Origin of the sequence: Acinetobacter ihumii (assembly GCF_900625095.1) — a bacterium.
Lineage (GTDB): Bacteria > Pseudomonadota > Gammaproteobacteria > Pseudomonadales > Moraxellaceae > Acinetobacter > Acinetobacter ihumii.
Map to the genome: position 1 here is coordinate 573,395 of NZ_LR130760.1, position 22,049 is coordinate 595,443.

Genomic DNA, 22,049 nt, shown 5'->3' on the forward strand with positions numbered 1-22,049 from the left:
CCATAGAAAAGCACCCTTCAAATTAGACTTTAAGTGACCAACTTTCAGAGTGCAGTTCAACAGCGAGGATTCAAATTAGCTAACTTATATCGCTGTTTATTACCCTACCTTTCTCTTAAAGCCTCTTTCGCCTTATTAAACGGTTTCAATAAATAATCCAGAACCGTTTTCTCTCCAGTACGGATATCCACGGTCGCCACCATCCCCGGCGTGATACTAAACGACTTACCATCCTTGTTATAAAGCTTGTCAGAATCGGTACGGATATAGACTCGATAATAGAATTGGTCCTGTTTGACTTCATCTCGAATCGTGTCCGGAGAAATCACCGTTACCTTGCCTTTTAATCCACCATAAATCGAGTAGTCATAGGCAGTGATTTTCACCAATGCATCCTGCCCCGGATGAATAAAGGCAATATCTCGTGGTGAAATTCGTGCTTCGATCAGTAATTGCTCATCCAGTGGAACAATGGTCATCAACTTGCCGTTTTGGGGAATGACACCACCCTGTGTAGTCACCGCGATTTCTTTCACCACACCACGCACAGGTGCTTTAAAAGTAGTACGATTTAAGGTGTCCGTTCGTCCACGTACAATTTGCATTTGTTGTTCTGTGTCAGTATTGGCTTTTGACAGTTCTTCACGTGATTTAACGTAGTACTGGTTACGTGCATCGTTGATTTTATTTTGCAGATCATTGGCTTCACGTTTTAAACGCAGTACTTCGACTTCACTGGCCGCTCCTTTGGCGACCAAAGGCTCAGTCATCACCAGTTCTTGCTGAACCAGTTGTAGTGCCTGTTTTAATCCTGAAATTGACTGTTCCAGATTTTCACGTCTGGAGTTATACAGGGCTGTTTCTTCCTGTACCAGTTTTGGATCTTTTTTGACTTCTTCTGGAAAAACCAGTGCGGTGCCATTCACTTCTGCTCTTAAACGCGCTGCCGTTGCTTGTGCAGATATCAGTAGCGATTGTGATTCGCCCACATTAGACTCAAAGCGTGTCGGATCAAGTTGTGCCAACACTTGCCCTTTTTGTACGATATCGCCTTCTTGCACATCAAGTTTAGTCAGGATTCCACCATCCAGTGATTGAATGACTTGTTCTTTGGAGGATGGAATGACTTTACCTGTTCCTGTGGAAACTTCTTCAAGTTGAAACAGCCATGCCCAAGCCAATAGGATCAGTAATCCGATTCCAATAATCCAGATCACTAAACTGGCTCGTGGTAGTGGTGGTTCTTTGTAGGACACTTTTAATGAGCGTTTTGGCAGTTGTAGTTGATCACTCATGGACGTGCTCCTTGCCCTTGTTGAAGCTGCTGGTTGTTCTGTGGGTTTTCACTTTGTCCGTTGAGGATCTGATCCCGTGGACCATCCATTACGATTTTGCCTTCATTGACCACAATTATACGATCCACTAGTTCCAGTACCGCTCGACGGTGCGTTGCAACAATCAAGGTCCGGTGTCCTAACCATGATTTCAGGTGATCAATCAGCATTTTTTCAGCAACATCATCTATTGAAGCTGTTGGTTCATCTAGCAGCAAAATATTGGGTTGGCGGATCAGTAAGCGTGCCAACAATAGAGCCTGACGTTGTCCACCTGAAAATCCAACACCACCCTCTAAAATAAGGTGATCCAGTCCTTGTTTTTTCTCTTGTACAAAGTTGAATGCACCGGTCATTTTCAGGACTTTAATGATGTCTTCATCATTGGCCAAAGGTGCACCAAGGATCAGGTTTTCCCGAATGGTGCCATAGAACAGATGTGCATTTTGATTCAACAAGCCAATATCACGTCTGACATCGGCTGGATCAATCAGGTTTAAATCCAGACCATCCAGTGTGATTTGCCCTTGTAAAGGTGTTTGCATACCCGAAAGGAGTTGTAGTAATGTCGATTTACCTGCGCCATTACGTCCTAATATGGCAATTTTTTCACCCGGCTGAATATTGAGTTTAGCAATCATTAAAGTGGGCTTGGGATCATCCTGCCCATATTGAAAAACCACACTTTTCAGATCGTACTCCCCATAAATCACAGGTTTATGTACCAGTTGCGCTTGATCAGGCTGATCAACTGGTTTTTTCATGAGTTCATCAAGGCTGGTTTTAGCGACTTTGGCTTGTTGTAATCGCCCCAATACGCCTGTGATTTGTGAAATCGGCGCTAACATTCTGGACGATAAAATCGAACAAGCGACCAAAGCACCTGTGGTCATATCGCCTTTGATCACCGCAAAACATCCCACCAAAACCACAATGGCATAGGTTAAGCCTTGTATTTTCTGAGTCCATGCGGTAAGTACGCCAACAATTTTACGCTGACGCATGCTGATGTCCGCAGACACTTCATTCATATGGTTCCACTGGTTTTGAAAGCGTGATTCGGCACGAAGTAATTTGATATCTTCAATGCCCTGTATCGCTTCAACCAAAATGGCATTACGAATGGAGGATTCACGCATGCCTTCCTGGGCCAGTTTGGCCAGTTTCTTTTGTACCAATAAGCCTGGCACAATCATGAGTGGAACAACCAGAACCATGACCCAAAATAAGTTGCCACCAATCAGCCAGAAAATCACAAGGAACAGGAAGAAAAATGGTAAATCGGCTATGGCGCTAATCGTGGTCGAAGTCACCAATTCGCGTACGCCTTCAAGTTCGCGAATTTGTGAGATAAAGGTGCCTGTGGATTTTGAGCGTTCTTTATTTTTGATGCGCAGTGCATGCCCAAACACGCGATCTGAAATTTTAAGATCCGCTCGTTTTCCAATAATGTCAGACAAGTAAATTCGGGCAACACGTAGTACAAATTCGAAAATGGCGGCCAATAGTACCCCACCCGCCAAGACCCAAAGCGTTGGATAAGATTGGGATGGCACCACGCGGTCATAAACTTGCATGGAAAAGATGATGGTTGCCAGAGCCAATATGTTGGCAATCAGTGAGGCAAACATGATATCGACGTAGCGCTTCCAGTCTTTGAGAACAATCGACCAAAACCAGCTAGCCTCATAAGGTTTGATGTATTCATCTACTCGAGCATCAGGTATGGACGTTTCTGGTCGTACGATGTAGATGTGTTTAATCAGGGTATTCAGTTGTTCAGCAGCAAAGCTTTGTGAAAGTCCTTGTTCACCGCTAAACTGGATACTGACATTGCCTTCGTTGTCAGCAGTGTCAATCACTCCTACTTGTCCATCATAGAATTCGGCAATAATCGGTAATCGCCAAGGATTAAGTAAATCTGTGCTGAAATTCAGTTTGCGGTAGTTCAATCCCATCTGCCGACAGATCAGCAATAAGATATCATCGATCTGATGATTTTGATTCCAGTCTAGTTGGAGTCGAATACGTTCTTCTGATGGCACAATGCGATAGTGTTTGGCGATGCTGAGTACGGCCTGCAACCACGGTTGGTAATTATATGCTTGACTCATGGCTGGACCTCGAATCCCTGAATTGAAATATTATTAAGTTTGTAGGCCTGACGTGTTCGTCCCGTGGTCTGGATAAATTGCACCAGACTGTTGTAAATATCGTAGCGCGCCATTTCAAGTTCGTTATTGGCAGAATGGATTGCCATTTCTGCATTGAGTAGATCCAGTACGGAACGTGTGCCGAGTTTATATTGTTCTTGATACAGTTCTCGGGTTTTGACCGTAGTCGCCTGTCGTTCTGATAACACTTGAATTTGTCTTTGTTTGTTTTCGATATCTTCACGCGTAGTACGCAATCTATCCAAAACATCCAGATAGACCGCATTTACTTTGGAACGTGCTGCTTCTTCTGCATAGCTGGCTGAGCGAGTCTGCGCTGCAACAGCACCGCCTTGGTAAAAGTTACTGCTGGCTTCAAGCATGATCGAGTTATAGAAGCCATCGTCTTTATTGTTATTGGGGTTGACACCATTCAATGCCTGACTGAGTGACCCTTTTACCGATAAAGTCGGATATAAACTCAATTGGGTTTGTTTCTTTTGTGATTTGGCAACTTCAACTTCTGCCTGTGCGGCAATCATTTTGGGGATGGTATTAAATTCTGGGTCCTGATATAAATCCGAAGATTGCACCAGATCTATTGGGATGCTCCAATTTTTATTGGAAATATCAAAGCCAATCAAGGTTCTTAATCGTTGCTGATATTGTCTTAATAAGGATTGTTGGGCTATTAGACTCGACTGCGCAGATTGTAGGTAGGACTGGGCTTGAATCGGATCAGCCTGACTGCTGATCCCCGCATTGGCACGTAAGTTGGCGATATCCAGAATACGTTGAATCCCACTTATTTGTTGTTCACCAATCTGGCTAACACGTTTGTAACGTTCTATATTTATTGCCGCAGAGGCAACTTGATAGGCAATGTCATCGATACTGACTAAAACATTGGCCTGCTCGACCACCTGTTTAGCTTTTTGGGTATCCACACTGGATTTGACTTTGCCAAAGTCATACAGGAGTTGGGTTGCACTTAAGGTCAGTAATTGGCGACCTCTTTCTCCAGAAGTCATATCGCCTGTACTGATTCCGCCTGTCAGTTGTGGATAATATTGGGCTTTGGCCACATCGATATTGGAGTTCTGCGCAGCTAATGTCGCAATGCTCTGGCTAATTTCAGGATTGCGTTGCAGCGTTATTTTTATTGCATCAAGTATACTAATTTCCTGTAAGCGTGAAGAATTGGCTAAAGCAGTGAATCCTTTAGTAGGAAGATTTGCCGACCCAATGCGCGGTAATTCGTCAACTTTAGAGCGGTCAAACTCAAAGTTGCTGAGTTTACTAAATTCAACAACTTTATAATCTTGATCAGATGAATCTGAGAAAAAATCCAAAAATTTCTTTGTCTTACTATTATTTCCATCTTCTTTTGCATGTGTTTGAAGACTTGTAACACCACACGCTAATGTAGCGATTAATACGAATAACGGATAATTCATTATTGATTATTCCAAATCATTTGGTCTAATTTTTTTAACATTTATTGCACTTCATCGTGAATTTGACAAAAATTAAGTGATCTACATCACTATGTATAAGTTTAGTAGAGCTTTTGTTTGAATTAAATAAATTTTTGATCATTTTACAGAATTCTTTAAATCAGCAGAATTTCATTGTGATTAAAGAGTTATAAATACACCCAAAATTCTAAGCAAATTAAATCAAGTTGATCAATCAAATGAGCAGATCTTATGACTTTTCCACATCTCCTTCAAGAAGTCGAGTTTTATAAATATTTCATTTAATAAAATATAAACCAATGAAAAAATTAAAAAAATATCTTAGAGAATTTAAAACTGAGCTAATGTCGAAATCAAAATTCGCCTTATAAATTTTTCCTTTTCTAATCATTTATAAGTCCTGCTATCACAGTCCTCCCCAATCAATATGATGAAATCATTAAATTAAACAATGCTTGACTTAGGATTACATTAGCTTTGTCTAATCCTCTAGCCTTTCCAACAGATTAAAGCTCTGTAAAAACTTTACAAATACCAAATAGTGCTTGTTAACTGTTCAATTTCTTGCATGTCATGACTCACATAGAGCATAGGAATATGCGTTTGCTTTTGTACCTGTTGAAAAAACGGAAGAATCTCGGTTTTATGTGCTGTATCTAAAGCAGACAAAGGCTCATCTAATAACAATAAATTAGGGGAATACAGCAAAGCCCGCCCTAATGCGACGCGCTGTTTCTCCCCCCCTGAAAGTTTACTTGGCATACGATTGAGCAAATGATTTAATTTAAGTAACTCAATAATGTAATCTTCCTGAAAAAGTTGTTGATCCGGCGTAATTCGAGTTAAACCAAATCTTAGATTTTTATGTACTGACATATGAGGAAATAACTGCGCATCCTGAAACACCAGTCCGACTCGACGCGATTGCGTAGTTAAATTTATATTTTTTTCAGCATTAAACCATGTTTGATTTTGAATGTTGATATAACCAGATTGAGGTGTATGTAAACCCGCAATTGCATGTAATAAACTGGTTTTTCCAGAACCTGATGCACCAAATAAGCCTACAACTTGCTCATCTGAAGCAAAAGATGTCGTAATCTTAAATTTACCTAATTGCAACTCGATATGACAATCCATCATCTTCATCGTCCTCGTTGCTTCTTTTGGTAGCGATGAAACCACTGCGCAAACCATAGCGCAAAAAATGCAACACTCAGCGATAACGTAATCAGTCGCCAAAGTTGCGGTTCAGTGTCAGGTTGCTGCATTAAACTATACATTGCCAAAGGCAGAGTTCTGGTTTCTCCTGCGATATTACCGACAAAAGTAATGGTCGCACCAAACTCACCTAAACTTCGACAGAAGCATAGAATCGCACCAACCAAAATACCGCTATTGGCTAAAGGAAGTGTCACAGAAATAAACGTTGAAAAAGCAGAAGCTCCTAAAGTTTGAGCTGCCATTTCCAGACGTTGGTCAACCAGTTCTATCGCCAAGCGAATCGACTGAACCAGTAAAGGAAAACCCATTACTGCTGATGCCAAAACTGCACCCTTCCAGTTAAATGCCAGACTCAAACCAAGTGGTGCAAGATATTGACCAATCATGCCCTGATTACCAAAGACTTGCAGCAAAAGATATCCAGGCAATACAGGAGGTAAAACTAAAGGTAAAAATACCAGTGTTTCAAATAAAGATTTTCCCCAGAATTCTTTACGCGCGAGTATCCAGCCTATGGTCAAAGCTGGAATTAAGCTAAAGATCATACTAAACGTAGCCACTTGGCAGGAAAGTTTTAGTACTTCAATTTCTTCGGCAGAAAGTGAAAACATGGTTATTTTGCAGCATTTAAAACAGTAAAGCCGTAATTTTTAAATACCGTATTGGCTGCTTTGCTTTGCAAAAACTGATAGAACTTTATAGAAGCAGGGGTGTTTTTAATCAAGGCTAATGGATAAATAATGGGTTGATGCGTATTGTCTGGAAACACCCCCACAACTTTCACATCTTTACTGATCGCGGCATCTGTCGCATAGACAATACCCAGTTGGCATTCACCCCGTGCGACAAAATTCAGTGCTGCACGAACATCTTCAGTTTCAACCAGACGAGGTTGTATTTTGTCCCACCAACCTAATGAGTTCAGTGATTGCTTGGCGTATTTCCCCACAGGGACACTTTTGGTATCGCCCGTACAGAGTTTACCTGTAAAAGCCGTACTGGGATCATAAGCTTTGTTCATCTTCATATTGACTGTCATATTTTTGGGTGCAATCAACACCAACTTATTTCCCAAAAGATTAATTCGTTTATTATTCACAATCAGCTTTTTATTTTGTAAATAATTTGCCCATTGTTCATCTGCCGAAATAAAAATATCAGCAGGTGCGCCAGCTTCAATCTGTTTGGCAAGCGTTGATGAACCCGCATAAGAGGTTTTAATGTCTATATGATTTTGTCGCTCAAATATTTTTTCCAGATCTGCCATCGCATTGGTCAAACTAGCAGCTGCATAGACAGTGACGGACTCCGCAGCCTGTGCTTGAAAACTGAATAAAGCAGTTACACCGATGAACACTGTTAATAGTTTGGTTTTTGTGTTTCTTAGTAACATCGCCAGTGCCCCAAATAATGATCAATATGTTTTCAGAAATATATCGATAATTTATCTAAATCACAATGCGTGACTGAGTCATTTTACCCAATCCTATTCAAGCCAATAACTTGTAACCACCACAATCAATCTAAACATTTTAAATCGTGTATTTTTTCTATTTAAAACATCGAAAAAACGATTAACAGACAAATCATGTCGCCCTGCCCTAGTGCTTTTAATTTTTTTTTGGCATGATGCAAAGTAGATCTTTCAAGAACAGTTATACATGGAACAAATGCGTTGGATGGAACTGCTCTCAGCGGTTCGCTTAGGTAGTAAAAAAAGCACAACAGAACTTGGACGCAGTCCATTTCACAAAGATTATGATCGCATTATCTTCTCTCAAAGTTTTCGTCAGCTTAACCGTAAAACCCAAGTTCATCCCTTTGCCTTACAAGATGGCATCCATACCCGTTTAACCCATTCACTTGAAGTGTCCTGTATTGGTCGTTCACTGGGAATGATGACTGCCGAAAAAATTAAAGATGAACTTCCTGCCTGGATTTCACCGTCAGATGTAGGTGCGATTATTCAGGCGGCATGTCTGGCACATGATATTGGCAACCCGCCTTATGGACATGCAGGCGAATATGCAATTCGTGAATGGTTTGATGATGCCTCTCATGATGATTTTTTAAAAGAATTAAGCCCCGAAGAAGAAGCCGATGTACGCCAGTTTGAGGGGAATGCACAAGGTTTAAGGTTATTAACCCGAATTGATTATCATCCTGATGACGGCGGTATGCGTCTCACTCACGCCACATTGGGGGCTTACCTTAAATATCCTTGGCTTTCCAAAACCATTGCTTCGCAGGGCGATCGACCAGCCAATCAACGCGCTAAATTTGGATGTTATCAAACTGAAAAAGAAATTTTAGTCGAAATTGCTGAACAGCTTGGTCTGATTCAACTCGGTGAATATCATTATTGTCGACACCCTTTGACTTATTTGCTCGAAGCCGCAGATGATATGTGTTACGCCCTGATTGATCTGGAAGATGGCATTATTTTAAATATGCTCACTTATGAAGAAGTTGAACCTATTTTTCTCAATTTAATTGCAGATTATGGGATTCCAGATGAGCTTGGACAAAGTAATACCACTTGGCAGCAAAAAATTGCCGCTTTGCGTGGTCGTGTCATGAAACGTCTTGTTGCAGAAGTTTCCAGTGCCTTTGCCCGACATCATGTTGAAATTTTATCGGGACAACTTCAAGGAAGCCTTTTGGAATATTGCCCTGCTGATATTGGAATTGGAATTGAAAAAGCCAAAAATTTAGCACGTGATAAAATTTTTGAGCATCGTCAGAAATCCGATCTGGAAATTATTGCACACAGTGGTTTACAGTCCATTTTAGATGCGTTTATTCCGTTAACAGTTCCATCCAAGCCACTCAATTTTAAAGAAAAACGTTTAATGTCAATTCTACAACAATTTGGGGCAAATTTTAGCCAAAGTCATTATCAGAATATTATGCAAGTGCTCGATATTATTAGTAAATTTTCAGACCATCAAGCTTATGATCTCGCGCAGGTCTTGCAAGGTCGCCGTGCAAGTTTTATGTAATGCCGCCTCTATTATGCATAGTAGGATCTTGAGATAGCTTCAGGCTTTTGTTTTTTTAATTTATTTTTTAGGAAAGAATCATTCCATGATTGGTTGTTTAATTGGTGAAGTGTTTGCACTTGAAGCACCTACGGTACTGCTGAATGTTAATGGTGTTGGCTATGAAATTGATACGCCGCTTTCAACATTTTGCCAATTACAAAAAGGTCAGAAAACCACATTGTGGACACATCTGGTGGTCCGTGAAGATGCCCAGCAACTTTATGGTTTTTTAGATGCACAGGAAAAAACCATTTTCCGTACACTGCTTAAAGTGAATGGGGTTGGCCCTAAAATGGCACTGGGCATTTTATCGACTTTAAGCGTTGAGCTTTTGATACAAACCATTGAACATGATGATATCAATACCTTGGTGAAAGTTCCGGGTGTCGGCAAGAAAACCGCTGAACGGTTGATGATTGAACTCCGTGACCGATTTAAAGCACTGGCAAATCAGGGGACATCAACTGCTAATAATAGTATTAGTCAAATTCAGTTTATATCTAACTCTCCTGTTGCTGAAGCCGAAGCTGCATTACAGTCATTGGGTTATAAACCAATTGAAGCACAAAAAGCAGTAGCTGCGGTAAAAGCGGATTATACTGAAGCCGCAGATTTAATTCGTGCTGCGCTCAAATCAATGATGAAGTAACCAATCATGCATGACCGTTTAATTAGTGGCAAAGAAAAGCCAGAAGATCAATTTGACCGCGCGATTCGTCCAACATCTTTGGCAGATTATATTGGACAGCCTGTGGTACGTGAGCAAATGGAAATCTTCATTGGTGCGGCACGTGGACGAGGCGAAGCACTGGATCATACCCTGATTTTTGGCCCTCCCGGACTGGGTAAAACCACACTTGCCAATATCATTGCCCGTGAAATGGGCGGTAATTTGAAGTCGACTTCTGGTCCAGTATTAGAACGTGCTGGTGATTTGGCTGCGATGCTGACCAATTTAGAAGAAGGCGATGTGTTATTTATCGATGAAATTCATCGTCTTTCTCCCGTGATTGAAGAAATTTTATATCCTGCGATGGAAGACTATCAACTGGATATTATGATTGGTGAAGGACCAGCAGCACGTTCGATTAAACTGGATTTGCCACCATTTACATTGGTTGCAGCCACTACACGGGCAGGCTTACTCACCTCACCTTTGCGCGATCGTTTTGGGATTGTGCAGCGCTTAGAGTTTTATTCGGTTGAAGATTTAACGCATATTGTCACCCGTTCTGCCAACTTAATGGATGTGCCAATTACAAAAACGGGGTCAGAAGAAATTGCACGTCGTTCACGTGGTACCCCCCGTATTGCCAATCGTTTATTACGTCGTGTGCGTGACTATGCACAAGTGAAAGGGACGGGCGAAGTCACTCAGGAAATGGCACAACGCGCACTGGATATGCTGAATGTTGATAAAGACGGCTTAGATACGCTTGATCGTCGTTATTTATCTATGTTATTGGAGCGTTTTGAAGGTCGACCAACAGGTGTTGAAGCACTTGCTGCTGCGATGGCAGAAGACAGCGGTACATTGGAAGATGTGATTGAACCGTATTTGATTCAGCAAGGTTATGTAATGCGTACCGCGCGAGGACGAATCGCCACTAATCAGGCTTATGCGCAGTTTGGATTAATTCCACCTGAGCCGCGTTAAGAAAAGCGAAGCTTTTTAGCGGCGCAAGACGAGAAGCTATGCTGTGAGTGATAGCGATAAGCAAAACAACGTTTCTTGCGGAATATATTCCTCATGCGCAAGACGAGAAGCCATACTTCGAGTGAAAGCGCAAAGCAAACTTAAAGTATTGCTTTACGCTTTTTTCAGTAAAACAAAGAGTAACTTTAAAAAACAAAACTAAAAAAATAGGTTACTCCTTACCGAAACATTACTTTTATTTTTAAATTCAAAAGCCTAGTAATTATCTTTTCAATAACTTAAAATGCGTTCGCTTTTAAACCGCTGTTTTAAAAGAAAAAGTATAATCTGGAGTAAAAATGAAAAAACTAATTTTTGTAAGCCTTATAAGTTTATTAAGTTCTGGGTGTGCTACTCAGACTTATCTACTCTCTAATGAAGGAAATAGTGCACCATCATATAATAAAATGCAGGCTTTTTTTGTTTCAGGTATTGGGCAGGAAAAAGAAATTGATGCAGCTAAGATCTGTGGTGGGGCAGATAAAGTTTCAAAAGTTCAAACCAAAATAACCTTTTTGAATGGTCTTCTTGGGCAAATTTCATATGGTGTATATACACCACGTCAAATCTTAGTTTACTGCAAATAGTACTGGAGAAAAATATGAAAAATATCATGGCAATACTAATGATTGGCGGCATGTTATTAACAACAGGCTGTGCAACACAAACTGGCCTAATTCATAAAAGCGCTTCTGTAACACCTAAATACTCTGAATCACAATCATTTTTTCTTTCTGGTATCGGACAGGAAAAACAAGTTGATGCAGCAAGTATCTGCGGGGGAGCAGATAAAGTTTCAAAAGTTCAAAGCAAACTTGAACCTAAAGACTTATTCTTTGGAATCATTACTTTAGGCATTTATACACCACATACAGCAAGTGTATATTGTCAAGAATAATTTTTTAGACTACCTTAGCATACTAAGGTAGTTGTTATTTCTCAATCCACAGATGATCCTATAATTAAAAGCAACTGAATTGAGTTTGTTTAATTAATATACGTAATTATCCTTTCCATCAACAAGATGTTATTTATTACTATTTCCATCCTGTCATTGAAGCAATATCATTTCCTGAATTACTCACAGTATGTAGAATAGGTTAAAAATATGGCTAATCTTTTTGAGTTCAAAATTCGCGTATATATTGAAGATACAGATGCTGGCGGTATCGTCTATCATGCCAATCATATCCGCTTTATGGAACGGACTCGTACAGAATGGCTACGTGCTTCAGGCATCGACCATTACTGGCACCAAAAAGATTATAATTTTGTTGTACATAAAATCGCATTAAAATACATGCGCCCGATTATGATGGACGATATGATTACTGTTACAGCGAGTGTAGTTTCATGTAAAGCTTCGTCATTTGTATTGCAACAAAATATTTATCGTGGTGAAATCATGCTTGCTTCTGGCGAGGTTGAACTGGCATGTTTAAACACAGAAATGCGACCACGCCGACTTCCTGATGAAATTCGCAATCTTATTCTTCAAGAACTGGAACAAGATTAAAAAAACATACTTTGGCACATGTAACTATGGCAACACAGATCCAATCTTCTCTACATATTTCTGATCTTATTTTACAAGCAAGCCCTGTGGTACAAGCTGTCATGCTGGTGCTACTTTTAGCATCAATTTATAGCTGGTATCTAATCGCCAAGTTACATATGGGCTATAAAAAAGCCGCCCAGCAAGATGAGCATTTTCAAAAAATGTTCTGGTCAGGCGCTGAACTAAATACCCTTTTTAACAATGCGCAGTTAAATTCAAAACGCCATGGTCTTGAAGATATTTTTTATCAGGGCTTGGGTGAGTTTTTTAAACTTAAAAAACGTCATGCTACTGCCAATCAAACCATTGAAGGCACTGAGCGTATTTTGCGTGTCGGTTTAAGTCGTGATCAAAGTGTTCTTGAACAAGGGCTCGGGGCATTAGCCAGTATTGGTTCGGTCGCACCCTACGTTGGTCTATTTGGAACCGTTTGGGGCATTATGAATGCCTTTATTGGTCTGGCAGATGTCGATCAAGTGACTTTGGCAACTGTTGCACCTGGTATTGCAGAAGCCTTGATTGCAACCGCGATTGGTTTATTTGCCGCCATTCCTGCGGTACTTGCCTTTAACCATTATACCGCCAAGGGTGAAGCGATTTATTCAGATCGTGCGCTGTTTGCTGAAGAAATGGTGGCATTATTACAACGTCAGTCTGTGGGTTCTACACAGGAAGAAGTTTAATGGCTATTCAACGTTCAGGACGCTTTGAGCGTATTAAAAAACCATTAAAAAGTGACATGAATGTCGTACCATATATCGACGTGATGCTCGTACTATTGGTGATTTTCATGGTGACTGCACCCATGATCACCAGTGGCATTAAGGTGGATTTACCTCAGGCGAATAATAATCCAATCCAATCTGAGGATCGACCATCTATAGTAACTTTAGAAGCCGATGGAACTATTAAGCTTGAAAGTAAAGAACATAATAATGATGTTATGACATTAGACGACTTAAAAACGACACTTATGGAAAGTCAAGAACAGGCTCAAGCGAATAAAAAACAATTAACTGTTCTAATTAATGGTAGTGAATCTCGTCCTTATGGAGAAGTTATCAAACTAATGTCTGTACTTCAGGAAGCAGGTTTAACCCAAGTTGGTCTACTCACTGAGCCATTAAAGTAAGTTATGAAGAATTTTCAAAAGCCACCTTTTCAGGAAAGAGCAATTGCAGTTGGTTTTACGCTTGGCGTACATGCCATTGCCATTGTTGGCTTACTTTATTTAGGGTTAAGTAAACCGCCTGAACCACCCAAAAAGATTACAACAGTCTTGGTTAATCCTGCGGATTTAGCCATTCCTGTTGAGGCAGCAGAAACCGCCAGTACACAAGTTGCAGAACAGATTCAGACTACACAGCAACCTGATGTTACAGCACCAGTCATTCCAAGCAGTCCGCCACCTGTTTCTCCAGTAATCAACCCTACCGAAGCAATCGAGAAAGCCAAGGCTGAGGAAGTGGCGAAAGCGCAACAACAGGCAGATGCAAAAGCCAAAGCAGAGGCAGCAACGAAAGCACAACAACAAGCCAAAGCTGATGCTGATGCTGCGGAAAAAGCCAAACAACAGGCAGATGCGAAAGCCAAAGCCGATGCAGCAGCAAAAGCCAAACAACAGGCAGATGCAAAAGCTAAAGCCGATGCAGCAGCAAAAGCCAAACAACAAGCTGATGCAAAAGCTAAAGCCGATGCTGCGGCAAAAGCTAAACAACAAGCTGATGCAAAAGCTAAAGCCGATGCTGCGGCAAAAGCTAAACAACAAGCTGATGCAAAAGCTAAAGCCGATGCAGCAGCAAAAGCTAAACAACAAACAGATGCAAAAGCTAAAGCCGATGCAGAAGCAAAAGCCAAACAACAGGCAGATGCAAAAGCTAAAGCCGATGCAGCAGCAAAAGCAAAACAACAAGCTGATGCAAAAGCCAAAGCCGATGCAGAAGCCAAGGCAAAACAGCAGGCTGATGCCAAAGCCGATGCAGCAGCAAAAGCCAAACAACAAGCTGATGCAAAAGCCAAAGCCGATGCAGCAGCAAAAGCAAAACATGAAGCCGATGCAAAAGCCAAAGCAGAAGCGGATGCTAAACGAAAAGCCGAAGCAGACGCTGAAGCAAAGGCATCAGCAGCCAAGCAAGCTGCTGAAGAAGCTGCTCAGAAAAAAGCGGAAGCTAGAAAAATTGCCTCAACAGCGAAACGTGACTTTGAACAAAAAATCTATCGTACTTGGGATATTCCAATGGGATCATCAGGTAAGAAGGCAACTGCCCGTGTCACGCTAACTGATAGTGGTGCAGTCGCATCTGTAATTGTGAATGCAAGTGATCCTGACATGAAAGCCAGTGTAGAAGCCGCTGTTCGATCTGCTGCGCCATACCCGATGCCGTCTGATCCCGATGCACGTCGTGAAGCACGAAGCTTTACCTCAACATTTACAGCAAAATAATATTTTGGTCACAATTACATGGTTTAAATGGATTTTAACCCTGTAATTATGCTAAATACTTTTATTCCACAAAAATGAACTGCACTCACAATACGACTATGGATATGAATCGCAAACATCTATTATCAATCGCCATCATTACTGCGCTAAGTTCAGCTTTTGTTCCTCAAGCATTTGCGCAATTACACCTTGAAATTGCCAAAGCACCCGAACAAGCTCCTAAAATTGCGATTGTTCCTTTTGCCAATGATCAGTCCATTTATCCAATTGTAGAAAGTGATTTGAACCGCTCAGGTCGTTTTACCAGTGCCTCAAATAATCTTCCTGTTACAGGGGCAATCGATCAAATTCAGGCGGATGCATGGCAGGCTGCTGGTATCCCTTACGTGGTTGTCGGGAACATAAAACCTGCGGCAAATAATAGCTTTGAAGTTCATTATCAACTGTATGATGTACAAAAAAAACAATTCTTACTGAATGAATTACTCACTGTGCCTAGTTCACGTGTTCGTCAAGCTGGACATATGATTAGTGATGCCATTTATCAGGCATTAACCGGTATTCAGGGTGACTTTAGTGGACGTATTGCCTATGTATTGCGTAACCCTGCAACACCAGAACAACGTTATACGCTACAAATTGCAGATACCGATGGTGAACAACCTAAAACAGTATTGTCCTCACGCGATCCGATTCTTTCACCGGCGTGGACACCTGATGCCAAAAAAATCGCTTATGTTTCATTCGAAACCAAACGCCCAGCGATTTATTTACAAGATTTAGCCACAGGTCAACGAGAAGTCTTAGCCCGCTTTAAAGGTCTAAACGGTGCACCAAGCTTTTCGCCTGATGGTAAATCGATGCTATTTACGGCATCCATGCATGGTAATCCAGAAGTCTATCAAATGAATCTGGAGACCCGTCAACTGCAACGTATGACCAATGACAGTGCAATTGATACAGAAGCGCGTTACGCGCCAGATGGTAAGTCGTTTATCTTCACCTCTGACCGTGGTGGTTCAGCCCAGATTTATCGCTATAGTTTTGATGATAGCTCAGTGAATCGACTCACTTTCCGTGGTGCATTCAATGCACGTGGCACATTAAGTGCTGATGGGAAAAATATTGCATTGGTACATCGCCCATCGGGCAGCAATTACAAAGTTGCGATTATGAATATTTCAACAGGCATCGTGAACATTTTAACCCCAACCAGTCTGGATGAATCACCAAGTTTTTCACCTAATGGTCAAATGGTGGTGTATGCCACTCGTGAAGGCAATCGTGGTTTACTCTCTGTGATGTCGACAGATGGTCGTTTCCGTATGAATTTACCGAGCGAACAAGGTGAAGTTCGTGAGCCCGCGTGGGCACCGAAGTAACGATCGAGTACCAAAATAACGAATGGACACTTTTTATTTTTAATTAAATTAGATGGAGATCACAATGAAAGCCGTTAAATTATTCGTTTTACCTGTTATAGCTACTGCTGTCATCATGACAGGTTGTGCAAGCCGTAAACCAGCTGCTGAAATTCAGGCAGGAAATAATCCGAGCAGTGCAGGTACTGTAAACACTTCGGGTCTAAGTGACGATGCCGCATTGAATGCACAAAACCTCACAGGTGCATCTGCTAAAGGAGTGACTGCTGCAAACCGCGCTGCTTTGGCAAAACGTGTGGTACATTTTGATTATGACAGTAGTGATTTATCTTCTGAAGATTATCAAACATTACAAGCACATGCGCAGTTCTTAATGGCAAATGCAAATTCGCGTGTCGCACTCACAGGACATACGGATGAACGTGGTACACGTGAATACAACATGGCTTTGGGTGAGCGTCGTGCGAAAGCAGTTCAAAGCTTTCTAATTACCAATGGTGTGAGTCCACAACAGTTGGAAGCGGTAAGCTATGGTAAAGAAATGCCAGTCAATGCAGGCCATGATGAGGCAGCATGGAAAGAAAACCGCCGTGTCGAAATTAACTACGAAGCAGTTCCACCGCTATTAAAATAACGGTAAATACCGCTCATCATAAAACGCTTAAAGTTTTGGCTTTAAGCGTTTTTATTTTGTTATTCATTGGGATTTGTGTTGTGAATCCTCTTTCATTGAATGCATGGACTCAATTAAATCGTGTTTATTAAATTCTTTATATTCAGGTTTTGCTTCATAACCCTTCCAAGCCTCATCGACTGACTCTTTGGAAATTTCATCGAGACTAATGGGTTCGTTTGGCGTTGGGGTTTCATCAAACTTTTTGGTCGTCATGCCCTGTCTCCTCTCTTCACAGATTTTCATATCCTTATTGTTATTCAACATAGCATGTTGCCCAACACTTGCAAGCATAAAATCGCAACAAATAAAGTCATATAATTTTTCTTTTAGGTCGATCTCATCTACACTATAGCCATTTCTAAACGACCCTTTTTCATTTTGGAGTTTTCCTGTATGTCAAACCTGAATTTGACGCAATATTTACAACAACAATCAGACCATTTGACACCTGAACTTGCTCAAGTGATTGAAACCATTGCAAACACCTGCAATACCATTGATCAAGCCTTACAAAAAGGTGCTTTAGCAGGAATTCTGGGTAGTGCAGGAAATGAAAATGTTCAAGGCGAAACACAGAAAAAACTGGATGTTATCTCTAATGATTATTTAATTGACGCCTTAAAAGTACATCCACATGTAGGCGGTTTGGCATCAGAAGAATTGGATGACTTCACCCCTGCTCAAGAAAATGGCAAATATCTGGTTTTGTTCGATCCGCTTGATGGTTCAAGTAATATTGACATCAACATGTGTGTTGGCACCATCTTTTCGATTTTGCCTGCAAAAAATACAGTGACTCAAGCCGCTGATTTTATGCAGGCTGGAACTGAACAAGTGGCAGCAGGTTATGTGCTTTATGGTCCATCGACCATGCTTGCCCTAACAGTGGGTAATGGCGTTGCATTTTTTACCTTTGACCCAGAAAGTCAGCAATTTATTCTAACGGCTGATCAAGTTAAGGTCAGTGAAGACACCCAAGAATTTGCCATTAACGCATCAAACCAACGTCATTGGGAACAGCCAGTAAAACGTTATATCGACGAGCTTCTGGCAGGAAAAACCTCTATTCGCGGTAAAGATTTTAACATGCGCTGGGTGGCGTGTATGGTTGGAGATATTCACCGTATTTTATGCCGCGGTGGTATTTTCCTTTATCCTTACGATTTAAAAGATCCGAAAAAAGCAGGACGTTTGCGCCTCATGTATGAAGCCAACCCAATGAGTATGCTGGTTGAACAGGCTGGTGGTGCATCGACCACAGGTCGTGTGCGTATTTTGGAGATTCAACCTACTGAGTTGCACCAACGTGTACCCGTGATCATCGGTTCTAAAAACGAAGTCGAACTTGTCACCAGTTATCATTAATTTTTAATAGCGATGATGCTTCGTAGCATCATCGTGGATTTTCTTTTATGTCGATTATTTTTCTTGAATCCAAAGACAATACTAAAATTAAGCATTTGCGCAGTTTGATTGAACAACAAGCTTACCGCAAGAAACAGCGTCAAACAGTGCTTGAAGGTACTCACCTGTGCCTGTCATGGTTACAGGACAAAGGTCAACTGGTTTCACTTTTTACCACAGAAGCTGCTTTAGAGCATCCAGATTTACAAACAATTATTGAACAGTACAACGGCGCAGTCTTTGTCATTAGTGAAGTTTTATATAAAGACATTAGTACATTGGGAACGAGTTTAGCCTGTCTGGCGGTCATTGATCTACCACAAAGTAGCACAGCACTGGATTTTCAGGCAGATACGCTGATTCTGGAAAATATTCAGGATCCGGGTAATGTTGGCACATTATTACGTTCTGCTGCTGCTGCCAATATTAAACAAGTGATTTGTACCAAAGGCTCAGCTTCGCTTTGGTCGCCTCGTGTTTTACGTGCAGGTATGGGGGCGCATTTTAGTTTATATACCTTTGAAAATATTGAATTAGAATCCATCTTAGATCAATTTAAAATTCCAGTATTTGTCACCAGTTCGCATCGTTCAAACAGCTTATACGAACAAGATCTAACCAAAGCTTGTGTCTGGATTTTAGGCAATGAAGGACAAGGTGCATCTGATTATGCACTGGCGCATGCACAAGCTGTTGCCATTCCACAACCGGGTGGACAAGAGTCACTCAATGTCGCGATTGCAGGCTCAATTTGCTTCTTCGAGATGGTGCGTCAACGACTATAAAAACGTTAATTTATATTAAAGTCGCCCAACATTACAAAAAAATCATTTAGACTAGCAAAAATAACATCTTATATTGTCAACCTATTCTTTCCTATCAGCGTTATATAGTAAGAGCTAAATAGGAAAGAATAGGAACCGGATGACAGGATTTTCCATTTCTATGGACTTAGCGCCAAAGCAGTCTGGAACTGAAGTCAGTAGTGTTCGAGAGAATACGGTTGAGTATCGCCTGAAAACTTTTATGAATGAAGTGACAGGTCGCGCGTTGGTCATGATGGAAAGTGCCACTCAAGGTCAATCAGACATTGCGATGGATTTGGTACAGGAATCCTTTATTTCTCTGCATAAATCATATGCAGACAAATCTACTGATGAATGGTATCCCCTTTTTTATACGATTTTAAATAACAAATTGCAGGATTGGCGGCGTAAAGAAGCAAGACGTGCGAATCCATTTTCTTTCTTTAAAAAAGTGAGCCTTGATCAAGATGATGATGAAATCAGTGAGGTGGTTGATGAAACAACACTGAATCCTTCAGAATTTTTAAGTCAGGAAATGACCATTGAAGAAATTCAGGAAGCCATTGCAGAACTTCCAGTGCGCCAGCAGCAAGCATTTATGTTACGCGCATGGGAAGGTTTCGACACACATACGACTGCACAGATTATGAATTGTAGTGAAGGAAGTGTAAAAACGCATTATCATCGTGCAATTCAGGGGCTTCGTACTGCTTTAGCACATTTAAATCCATCTTTGGGAGGTTCATCAAATGAATCGAGATGATTTTACAAAGCAGGTGACGTCCAAGCTTGATGGACTGGCACAGCATCATAAACATAAAACAGTGGTGATCAGCCACGTTTTAGACCAGATTAAGCGAGAACCTCATTCTTTTTATAGTATCTGGAGAATGTCTGGTTTTGCGCTTGCTGCTGCTATTACAGGGTTTGTGATTTTACCCAATACTTTTGATTCGGCAGATCAACCACAAAATCAGGTCATTGTCAGCCCTAAGCTTTCTCCACAAATGGTTGAAGACCTAGAGATGCTCAGTGTATTAGGTGAGGATAAAACTTCACATGGTAGCTAAGAAAATAGCGCTAGCTTTATGTGCATTGAGTTTTTTACAAACGAGCTTTGCTGGCTTTGAGCGTTTCTGGATTTTTTCAAAAAATGCAGATACACAGGTCAATGAAACATGGAATACGCTTTCTGAAAATGAACAGCGCGCGTTGATTAAGCGTTATGAATCTTTAAAAGATGCACCCAAAGACCAAAATGTCGATTTACAACAGCGCATGGAATGGTTTACACAATTGCCTGAACAAGAAAAGCAGAAAATGCGTGATGCATGGCAAAAAATGAGCACTCAGGAACGCAACGATTTACGTAAACGCATGCAAAAAGCACCGCTAGATGAACGTGCGGCGATTCGTGAAGAATATATAGAAAAATATTTAACCCCATAGCGTGTAACATCAGTTGCAGAAACTACAGCCAGTCCAGTGTGACTGGTTTTTTTAAGCCCGATCTCCCCGGCAGGAATGATAATAAATTTGGTTACGTCCTAATTTTTTGGCTCGATATAAGGCCTGATCTGCGTAAGACAACAATTCATACTGACCGATATGCGTCTCACCTCGATATACTGTAATACCAAGGCTAATGGTAATGTGCTGAGAAACCTGAGACTTTTCATGAATGATTTCCAGTCGTTCAACCGATCTATAAATATTAGAAGCAACTGCGTAAGCGCCTTGTGCATCTGTCTCGGGTAAAAGCACCACAAATTCTTCTCCCCCATAACGCGCAACGAAATCCATATGGCGAATTGAATTTTTGATGGCTTTTGCAAGACTTGCAATAACATGGTCTCCCATTTGATGCCCATAAAAATCATTATAATCTTTGAAATAATCAATATCGATAAATAGAATGCCCAATGCGCTATTATCACGACGCGCTTGTAAATAAAAAACATCCAGCATTTCATCAAAACTACGTCGATTAGATAGTTGGGTTAATCCGTCATGTTGACTTAGATGTAGAAATTCAGATGCATGAATACGTTGAATTTTTTCATTCACCTCAGCCAGTTTTGCATTTAGGAACAGCATTCTTTCTTTGGAAACAAGCATGGAACTAATTGCAAATCCCAATAAGCAACTTCCAATGAGCGCACGTGTCAAGATAATGAAATGAAAATGAACATCTGAAACAAAAAGCCACATCAGAATGAAGACCGCAGACAACATCCCTACCATCAGCATATGAATCGGCTTCAAACCACTTAAAATAAAACCCAACATATAAATGAAAGAAATGAGCAGGGTGGCCTGATTTTTTAAAGCTTCACTTTGCACAGACATCATTAAAATCGAGGTCACCACAATCGCCCATAACATAATGAGACAAGCAGCTGCATAGAAATAACGCTTTAAAATCGATAGTCTTGCAAAAAGTGCATAAATCAATAAACACAGCGCACCATTGACTACACTTAAAACGCAACGTGAAAAATCTGAAGCAAAATACTGTGTTTCAATGACCAAATAATCACTGGGCGTGGTAAAGAGTATAAAAATAATGTATGCAACGAGCCCACTCCAAAAGAAATGTATCGTATTCAATCTGGTACGTTGTGTATGCATTACCCAAAATTGCTTTTCTAAAGCCTTTGGCAAAGCCCGATTGGTATGCTTGTCACGTATAAATGAAAGCCGTTCTACTTCTTCTTTGGTTTTATGAAGCTCGTCAAGGTTGTATTCGTAATCCATTACACCCTACAAGAAAAATCCTTAACTGATTAAAAATAACACACTTATTCAGATTTTTATCCAAATGATTTCAGTTTTTAGCCACAAAACGACA

At 40.8% G+C, this 22,049-nt stretch carries 24 protein-coding genes; 16 read left to right on the top strand and 8 right to left on the bottom strand.

From position 1 onward, the window contains the following. Positions 1 to 104: 104 nt before the first annotated feature. The 6 genes from E0D95_RS02650 to modA form a co-directional block, all read right to left on the bottom strand. Entirely contained in the window at positions 105 to 1,295 is a 1,191-nt protein-coding gene (locus E0D95_RS02650; RefSeq protein ID WP_130802416.1) for an HlyD family type I secretion periplasmic adaptor subunit, read from the bottom strand. Beyond that, positions 1,292 to 3,448 carry a type I secretion system permease/ATPase gene (locus E0D95_RS02655; RefSeq protein WP_130802417.1) on the bottom strand — a complete coding sequence of 719 codons (2,157 nt, stop codon included), beginning with the start codon at positions 3,446 to 3,448 and terminating at the stop codon, positions 1,292 to 1,294. Before E0D95_RS02655 ends, E0D95_RS02650 begins: the two co-directional genes overlap by 4 nt. Then, the gene (locus E0D95_RS02660; protein ID WP_130802418.1) at positions 3,445 to 4,944 is read right to left on the bottom strand and encodes a TolC family outer membrane protein; all 1,500 of its coding nucleotides are present in this window, start codon (positions 4,942 to 4,944) and stop codon (positions 3,445 to 3,447) included. Before E0D95_RS02660 ends, E0D95_RS02655 begins: the two co-directional genes overlap by 4 nt. Positions 4,945 to 5,490: 546 nt before the next feature. Then, entirely contained in the window at positions 5,491 to 6,108 is a 618-nt protein-coding gene (locus E0D95_RS02665) for an ATP-binding cassette domain-containing protein (RefSeq protein WP_130802419.1), read from the bottom strand. Positions 6,109 to 6,110: 2 nt separating this feature from the next. Next, positions 6,111 to 6,800, bottom strand: a complete 690-nt coding sequence (modB, locus tag E0D95_RS02670) for a molybdate ABC transporter permease subunit (protein ID WP_130802420.1) — start codon at positions 6,798 to 6,800, stop codon at positions 6,111 to 6,113. Between the two features lie 2 nt (positions 6,801 to 6,802). Then, positions 6,803 to 7,582 (bottom strand): molybdate ABC transporter substrate-binding protein, encoded by a 780-nt coding sequence (gene modA / locus E0D95_RS02675; RefSeq protein ID WP_130802421.1) that lies wholly within the window; start codon positions 7,580 to 7,582, stop codon positions 6,803 to 6,805. Positions 7,583 to 7,850: 268 nt separating this feature from the next. On the opposite strand from modA, the gene E0D95_RS02680 reads away from it, so the two are divergent. The 11 genes from E0D95_RS02680 (at position 7,851) to pal (ending at position 16,946) form a co-directional block, all read left to right on the top strand. After that, complete coding sequence (locus tag E0D95_RS02680; protein ID WP_130802422.1) at positions 7,851 to 9,191, top strand: deoxyguanosinetriphosphate triphosphohydrolase; 1,341 nt, start codon at positions 7,851 to 7,853, stop codon at positions 9,189 to 9,191. A gap of 85 nt (positions 9,192 to 9,276) precedes the next feature. Beyond that, entirely contained in the window at positions 9,277 to 9,882 is a 606-nt protein-coding gene (gene ruvA, locus E0D95_RS02685) for a Holliday junction branch migration protein RuvA (protein WP_130802423.1), read from the top strand. Positions 9,883 to 9,888: 6 nt separating this feature from the next. Next, on the top strand, positions 9,889 to 10,890 hold the full coding sequence (gene ruvB / locus E0D95_RS02690; RefSeq protein ID WP_130802424.1) for a Holliday junction branch migration DNA helicase RuvB: 1,002 nt from the start codon (positions 9,889 to 9,891) through the stop codon (positions 10,888 to 10,890). A 338-nt stretch (positions 10,891 to 11,228) separates the two neighbouring features. Continuing rightward, positions 11,229 to 11,516 (top strand): Bor family protein, encoded by a 288-nt coding sequence (locus E0D95_RS02695; protein WP_130802425.1) that lies wholly within the window; start codon positions 11,229 to 11,231, stop codon positions 11,514 to 11,516. A 14-nt stretch (positions 11,517 to 11,530) separates the two neighbouring features. Further along, positions 11,531 to 11,827, top strand: a complete 297-nt coding sequence (locus E0D95_RS02700) for a Bor family protein (protein ID WP_130802426.1) — start codon at positions 11,531 to 11,533, stop codon at positions 11,825 to 11,827. A gap of 210 nt (positions 11,828 to 12,037) precedes the next feature. Continuing rightward, complete coding sequence (gene ybgC, locus E0D95_RS02705; protein ID WP_130802427.1) at positions 12,038 to 12,445, top strand: tol-pal system-associated acyl-CoA thioesterase; 408 nt, start codon at positions 12,038 to 12,040, stop codon at positions 12,443 to 12,445. A gap of 26 nt (positions 12,446 to 12,471) precedes the next feature. Further along, the gene (gene tolQ, locus E0D95_RS02710) at positions 12,472 to 13,170 is read left to right on the top strand and encodes a protein TolQ (RefSeq protein WP_130802428.1); all 699 of its coding nucleotides are present in this window, start codon (positions 12,472 to 12,474) and stop codon (positions 13,168 to 13,170) included. After that, positions 13,170 to 13,619: a protein TolR gene (gene tolR, locus E0D95_RS02715; RefSeq protein WP_130802429.1), complete on the top strand. Its 450-nt coding sequence runs from the start codon at positions 13,170 to 13,172 to the stop codon at positions 13,617 to 13,619. The genes tolQ and tolR overlap by 1 nt, the downstream gene beginning before the upstream one ends. Before the next feature lie 3 nt (positions 13,620 to 13,622). Next, a complete protein-coding gene (gene tolA / locus E0D95_RS02720) occupies positions 13,623 to 14,930 on the top strand; it encodes a cell envelope integrity protein TolA (RefSeq protein WP_130802430.1) in 1,308 nt (435 codons plus the stop codon). A 98-nt stretch (positions 14,931 to 15,028) separates the two neighbouring features. Then, positions 15,029 to 16,312, top strand: a complete 1,284-nt coding sequence (gene tolB / locus E0D95_RS02725) for a Tol-Pal system beta propeller repeat protein TolB (RefSeq protein WP_130802431.1) — start codon at positions 15,029 to 15,031, stop codon at positions 16,310 to 16,312. Positions 16,313 to 16,376: 64 nt separating this feature from the next. Further along, positions 16,377 to 16,946, top strand: coding sequence for a peptidoglycan-associated lipoprotein Pal (gene pal, locus E0D95_RS02730; RefSeq protein WP_130802432.1), 570 nt, complete (start codon positions 16,377 to 16,379; stop codon positions 16,944 to 16,946). A gap of 63 nt (positions 16,947 to 17,009) precedes the next feature. On the opposite strand, the gene E0D95_RS02735 is transcribed toward pal, so the two are convergent. Continuing rightward, positions 17,010 to 17,201 carry an NF038105 family protein gene (locus tag E0D95_RS02735; RefSeq protein ID WP_130802433.1) on the bottom strand — a complete coding sequence of 64 codons (192 nt, stop codon included), beginning with the start codon at positions 17,199 to 17,201 and terminating at the stop codon, positions 17,010 to 17,012. Positions 17,202 to 17,381: 180 nt separating this feature from the next. Between E0D95_RS02735 and E0D95_RS02740 the strand changes: the two genes are divergently transcribed. The 5 genes from E0D95_RS02740 (at position 17,382) to E0D95_RS02760 (ending at position 20,647) form a co-directional block, all read left to right on the top strand. Next, positions 17,382 to 18,353 (top strand): class 1 fructose-bisphosphatase, encoded by a 972-nt coding sequence (locus tag E0D95_RS02740; RefSeq protein ID WP_130802434.1) that lies wholly within the window; start codon positions 17,382 to 17,384, stop codon positions 18,351 to 18,353. Between the two features lie 47 nt (positions 18,354 to 18,400). Further along, complete coding sequence (locus tag E0D95_RS02745) at positions 18,401 to 19,177, top strand: TrmH family RNA methyltransferase (RefSeq protein WP_130802435.1); 777 nt, start codon at positions 18,401 to 18,403, stop codon at positions 19,175 to 19,177. 160 nt (positions 19,178 to 19,337) lie between these two features. Beyond that, complete coding sequence (locus tag E0D95_RS02750; protein WP_130802436.1) at positions 19,338 to 19,961, top strand: RNA polymerase sigma factor; 624 nt, start codon at positions 19,338 to 19,340, stop codon at positions 19,959 to 19,961. Next, positions 19,948 to 20,268, top strand: coding sequence for a hypothetical protein (locus E0D95_RS02755; protein WP_130802437.1), 321 nt, complete (start codon positions 19,948 to 19,950; stop codon positions 20,266 to 20,268). Before E0D95_RS02750 ends, E0D95_RS02755 begins: the two co-directional genes overlap by 14 nt. Next, positions 20,258 to 20,647, top strand: a complete 390-nt coding sequence (locus E0D95_RS02760) for a DUF3106 domain-containing protein (RefSeq protein ID WP_130802438.1) — start codon at positions 20,258 to 20,260, stop codon at positions 20,645 to 20,647. The genes E0D95_RS02755 and E0D95_RS02760 overlap by 11 nt, the downstream gene beginning before the upstream one ends. 51 nt (positions 20,648 to 20,698) lie before the next feature. Here the strand turns inward: E0D95_RS02760 and E0D95_RS02765 are convergent, their stop codons facing one another. Further along, positions 20,699 to 21,955, bottom strand: coding sequence for a GGDEF domain-containing protein (locus E0D95_RS02765; protein WP_130802439.1), 1,257 nt, complete (start codon positions 21,953 to 21,955; stop codon positions 20,699 to 20,701). Positions 21,956 to 22,049 lie beyond the last annotated feature (94 nt).

Excerpts from the sequence above, each read along its gene's own strand:
- E0D95_RS02650 (WP_130802416.1), bottom strand. The coding sequence starts at position 1,295 with ATGAGTGATCAACTACAACTGCCAAAACGCTCATTAAAAGTGTCCTAC.
- E0D95_RS02655 (WP_130802417.1), bottom strand. The coding sequence starts at position 3,448 with ATGAGTCAAGCATATAATTACCAACCGTGGTTGCAGGCCGTACTCAGC.
- E0D95_RS02660 (WP_130802418.1), bottom strand. The coding sequence starts at position 4,944 with ATGAATTATCCGTTATTCGTATTAATCGCTACATTAGCGTGTGGTGTT.
- E0D95_RS02665 (WP_130802419.1), bottom strand. The coding sequence starts at position 6,108 with ATGATGGATTGTCATATCGAGTTGCAATTAGGTAAATTTAAGATTACG.
- modB (WP_130802420.1), bottom strand. The coding sequence starts at position 6,800 with ATGTTTTCACTTTCTGCCGAAGAAATTGAAGTACTAAAACTTTCCTGC.
- modA (WP_130802421.1), bottom strand. The coding sequence starts at position 7,582 with ATGTTACTAAGAAACACAAAAACCAAACTATTAACAGTGTTCATCGGT.
- E0D95_RS02680 (WP_130802422.1), top strand. The coding sequence starts at position 7,851 with ATGGAACAAATGCGTTGGATGGAACTGCTCTCAGCGGTTCGCTTAGGT.
- ruvA (WP_130802423.1), top strand. The coding sequence starts at position 9,277 with ATGATTGGTTGTTTAATTGGTGAAGTGTTTGCACTTGAAGCACCTACG.
- ruvB (WP_130802424.1), top strand. The coding sequence starts at position 9,889 with ATGCATGACCGTTTAATTAGTGGCAAAGAAAAGCCAGAAGATCAATTT.
- E0D95_RS02695 (WP_130802425.1), top strand. The coding sequence starts at position 11,229 with ATGAAAAAACTAATTTTTGTAAGCCTTATAAGTTTATTAAGTTCTGGG.
- E0D95_RS02700 (WP_130802426.1), top strand. The coding sequence starts at position 11,531 with ATGAAAAATATCATGGCAATACTAATGATTGGCGGCATGTTATTAACA.
- ybgC (WP_130802427.1), top strand. The coding sequence starts at position 12,038 with ATGGCTAATCTTTTTGAGTTCAAAATTCGCGTATATATTGAAGATACA.
- tolQ (WP_130802428.1), top strand. The coding sequence starts at position 12,472 with ATGGCAACACAGATCCAATCTTCTCTACATATTTCTGATCTTATTTTA.
- tolR (WP_130802429.1), top strand. The coding sequence starts at position 13,170 with ATGGCTATTCAACGTTCAGGACGCTTTGAGCGTATTAAAAAACCATTA.
- tolA (WP_130802430.1), top strand. The coding sequence starts at position 13,623 with ATGAAGAATTTTCAAAAGCCACCTTTTCAGGAAAGAGCAATTGCAGTT.
- tolB (WP_130802431.1), top strand. The coding sequence starts at position 15,029 with ATGGATATGAATCGCAAACATCTATTATCAATCGCCATCATTACTGCG.
- pal (WP_130802432.1), top strand. The coding sequence starts at position 16,377 with ATGAAAGCCGTTAAATTATTCGTTTTACCTGTTATAGCTACTGCTGTC.
- E0D95_RS02735 (WP_130802433.1), bottom strand. The coding sequence starts at position 17,201 with ATGACGACCAAAAAGTTTGATGAAACCCCAACGCCAAACGAACCCATT.
- E0D95_RS02740 (WP_130802434.1), top strand. The coding sequence starts at position 17,382 with ATGTCAAACCTGAATTTGACGCAATATTTACAACAACAATCAGACCAT.
- E0D95_RS02745 (WP_130802435.1), top strand. The coding sequence starts at position 18,401 with ATGTCGATTATTTTTCTTGAATCCAAAGACAATACTAAAATTAAGCAT.
- E0D95_RS02750 (WP_130802436.1), top strand. The coding sequence starts at position 19,338 with ATGGACTTAGCGCCAAAGCAGTCTGGAACTGAAGTCAGTAGTGTTCGA.
- E0D95_RS02755 (WP_130802437.1), top strand. The coding sequence starts at position 19,948 with ATGAATCGAGATGATTTTACAAAGCAGGTGACGTCCAAGCTTGATGGA.
- E0D95_RS02760 (WP_130802438.1), top strand. The coding sequence starts at position 20,258 with ATGGTAGCTAAGAAAATAGCGCTAGCTTTATGTGCATTGAGTTTTTTA.
- E0D95_RS02765 (WP_130802439.1), bottom strand. The coding sequence starts at position 21,955 with ATGGATTACGAATACAACCTTGACGAGCTTCATAAAACCAAAGAAGAA.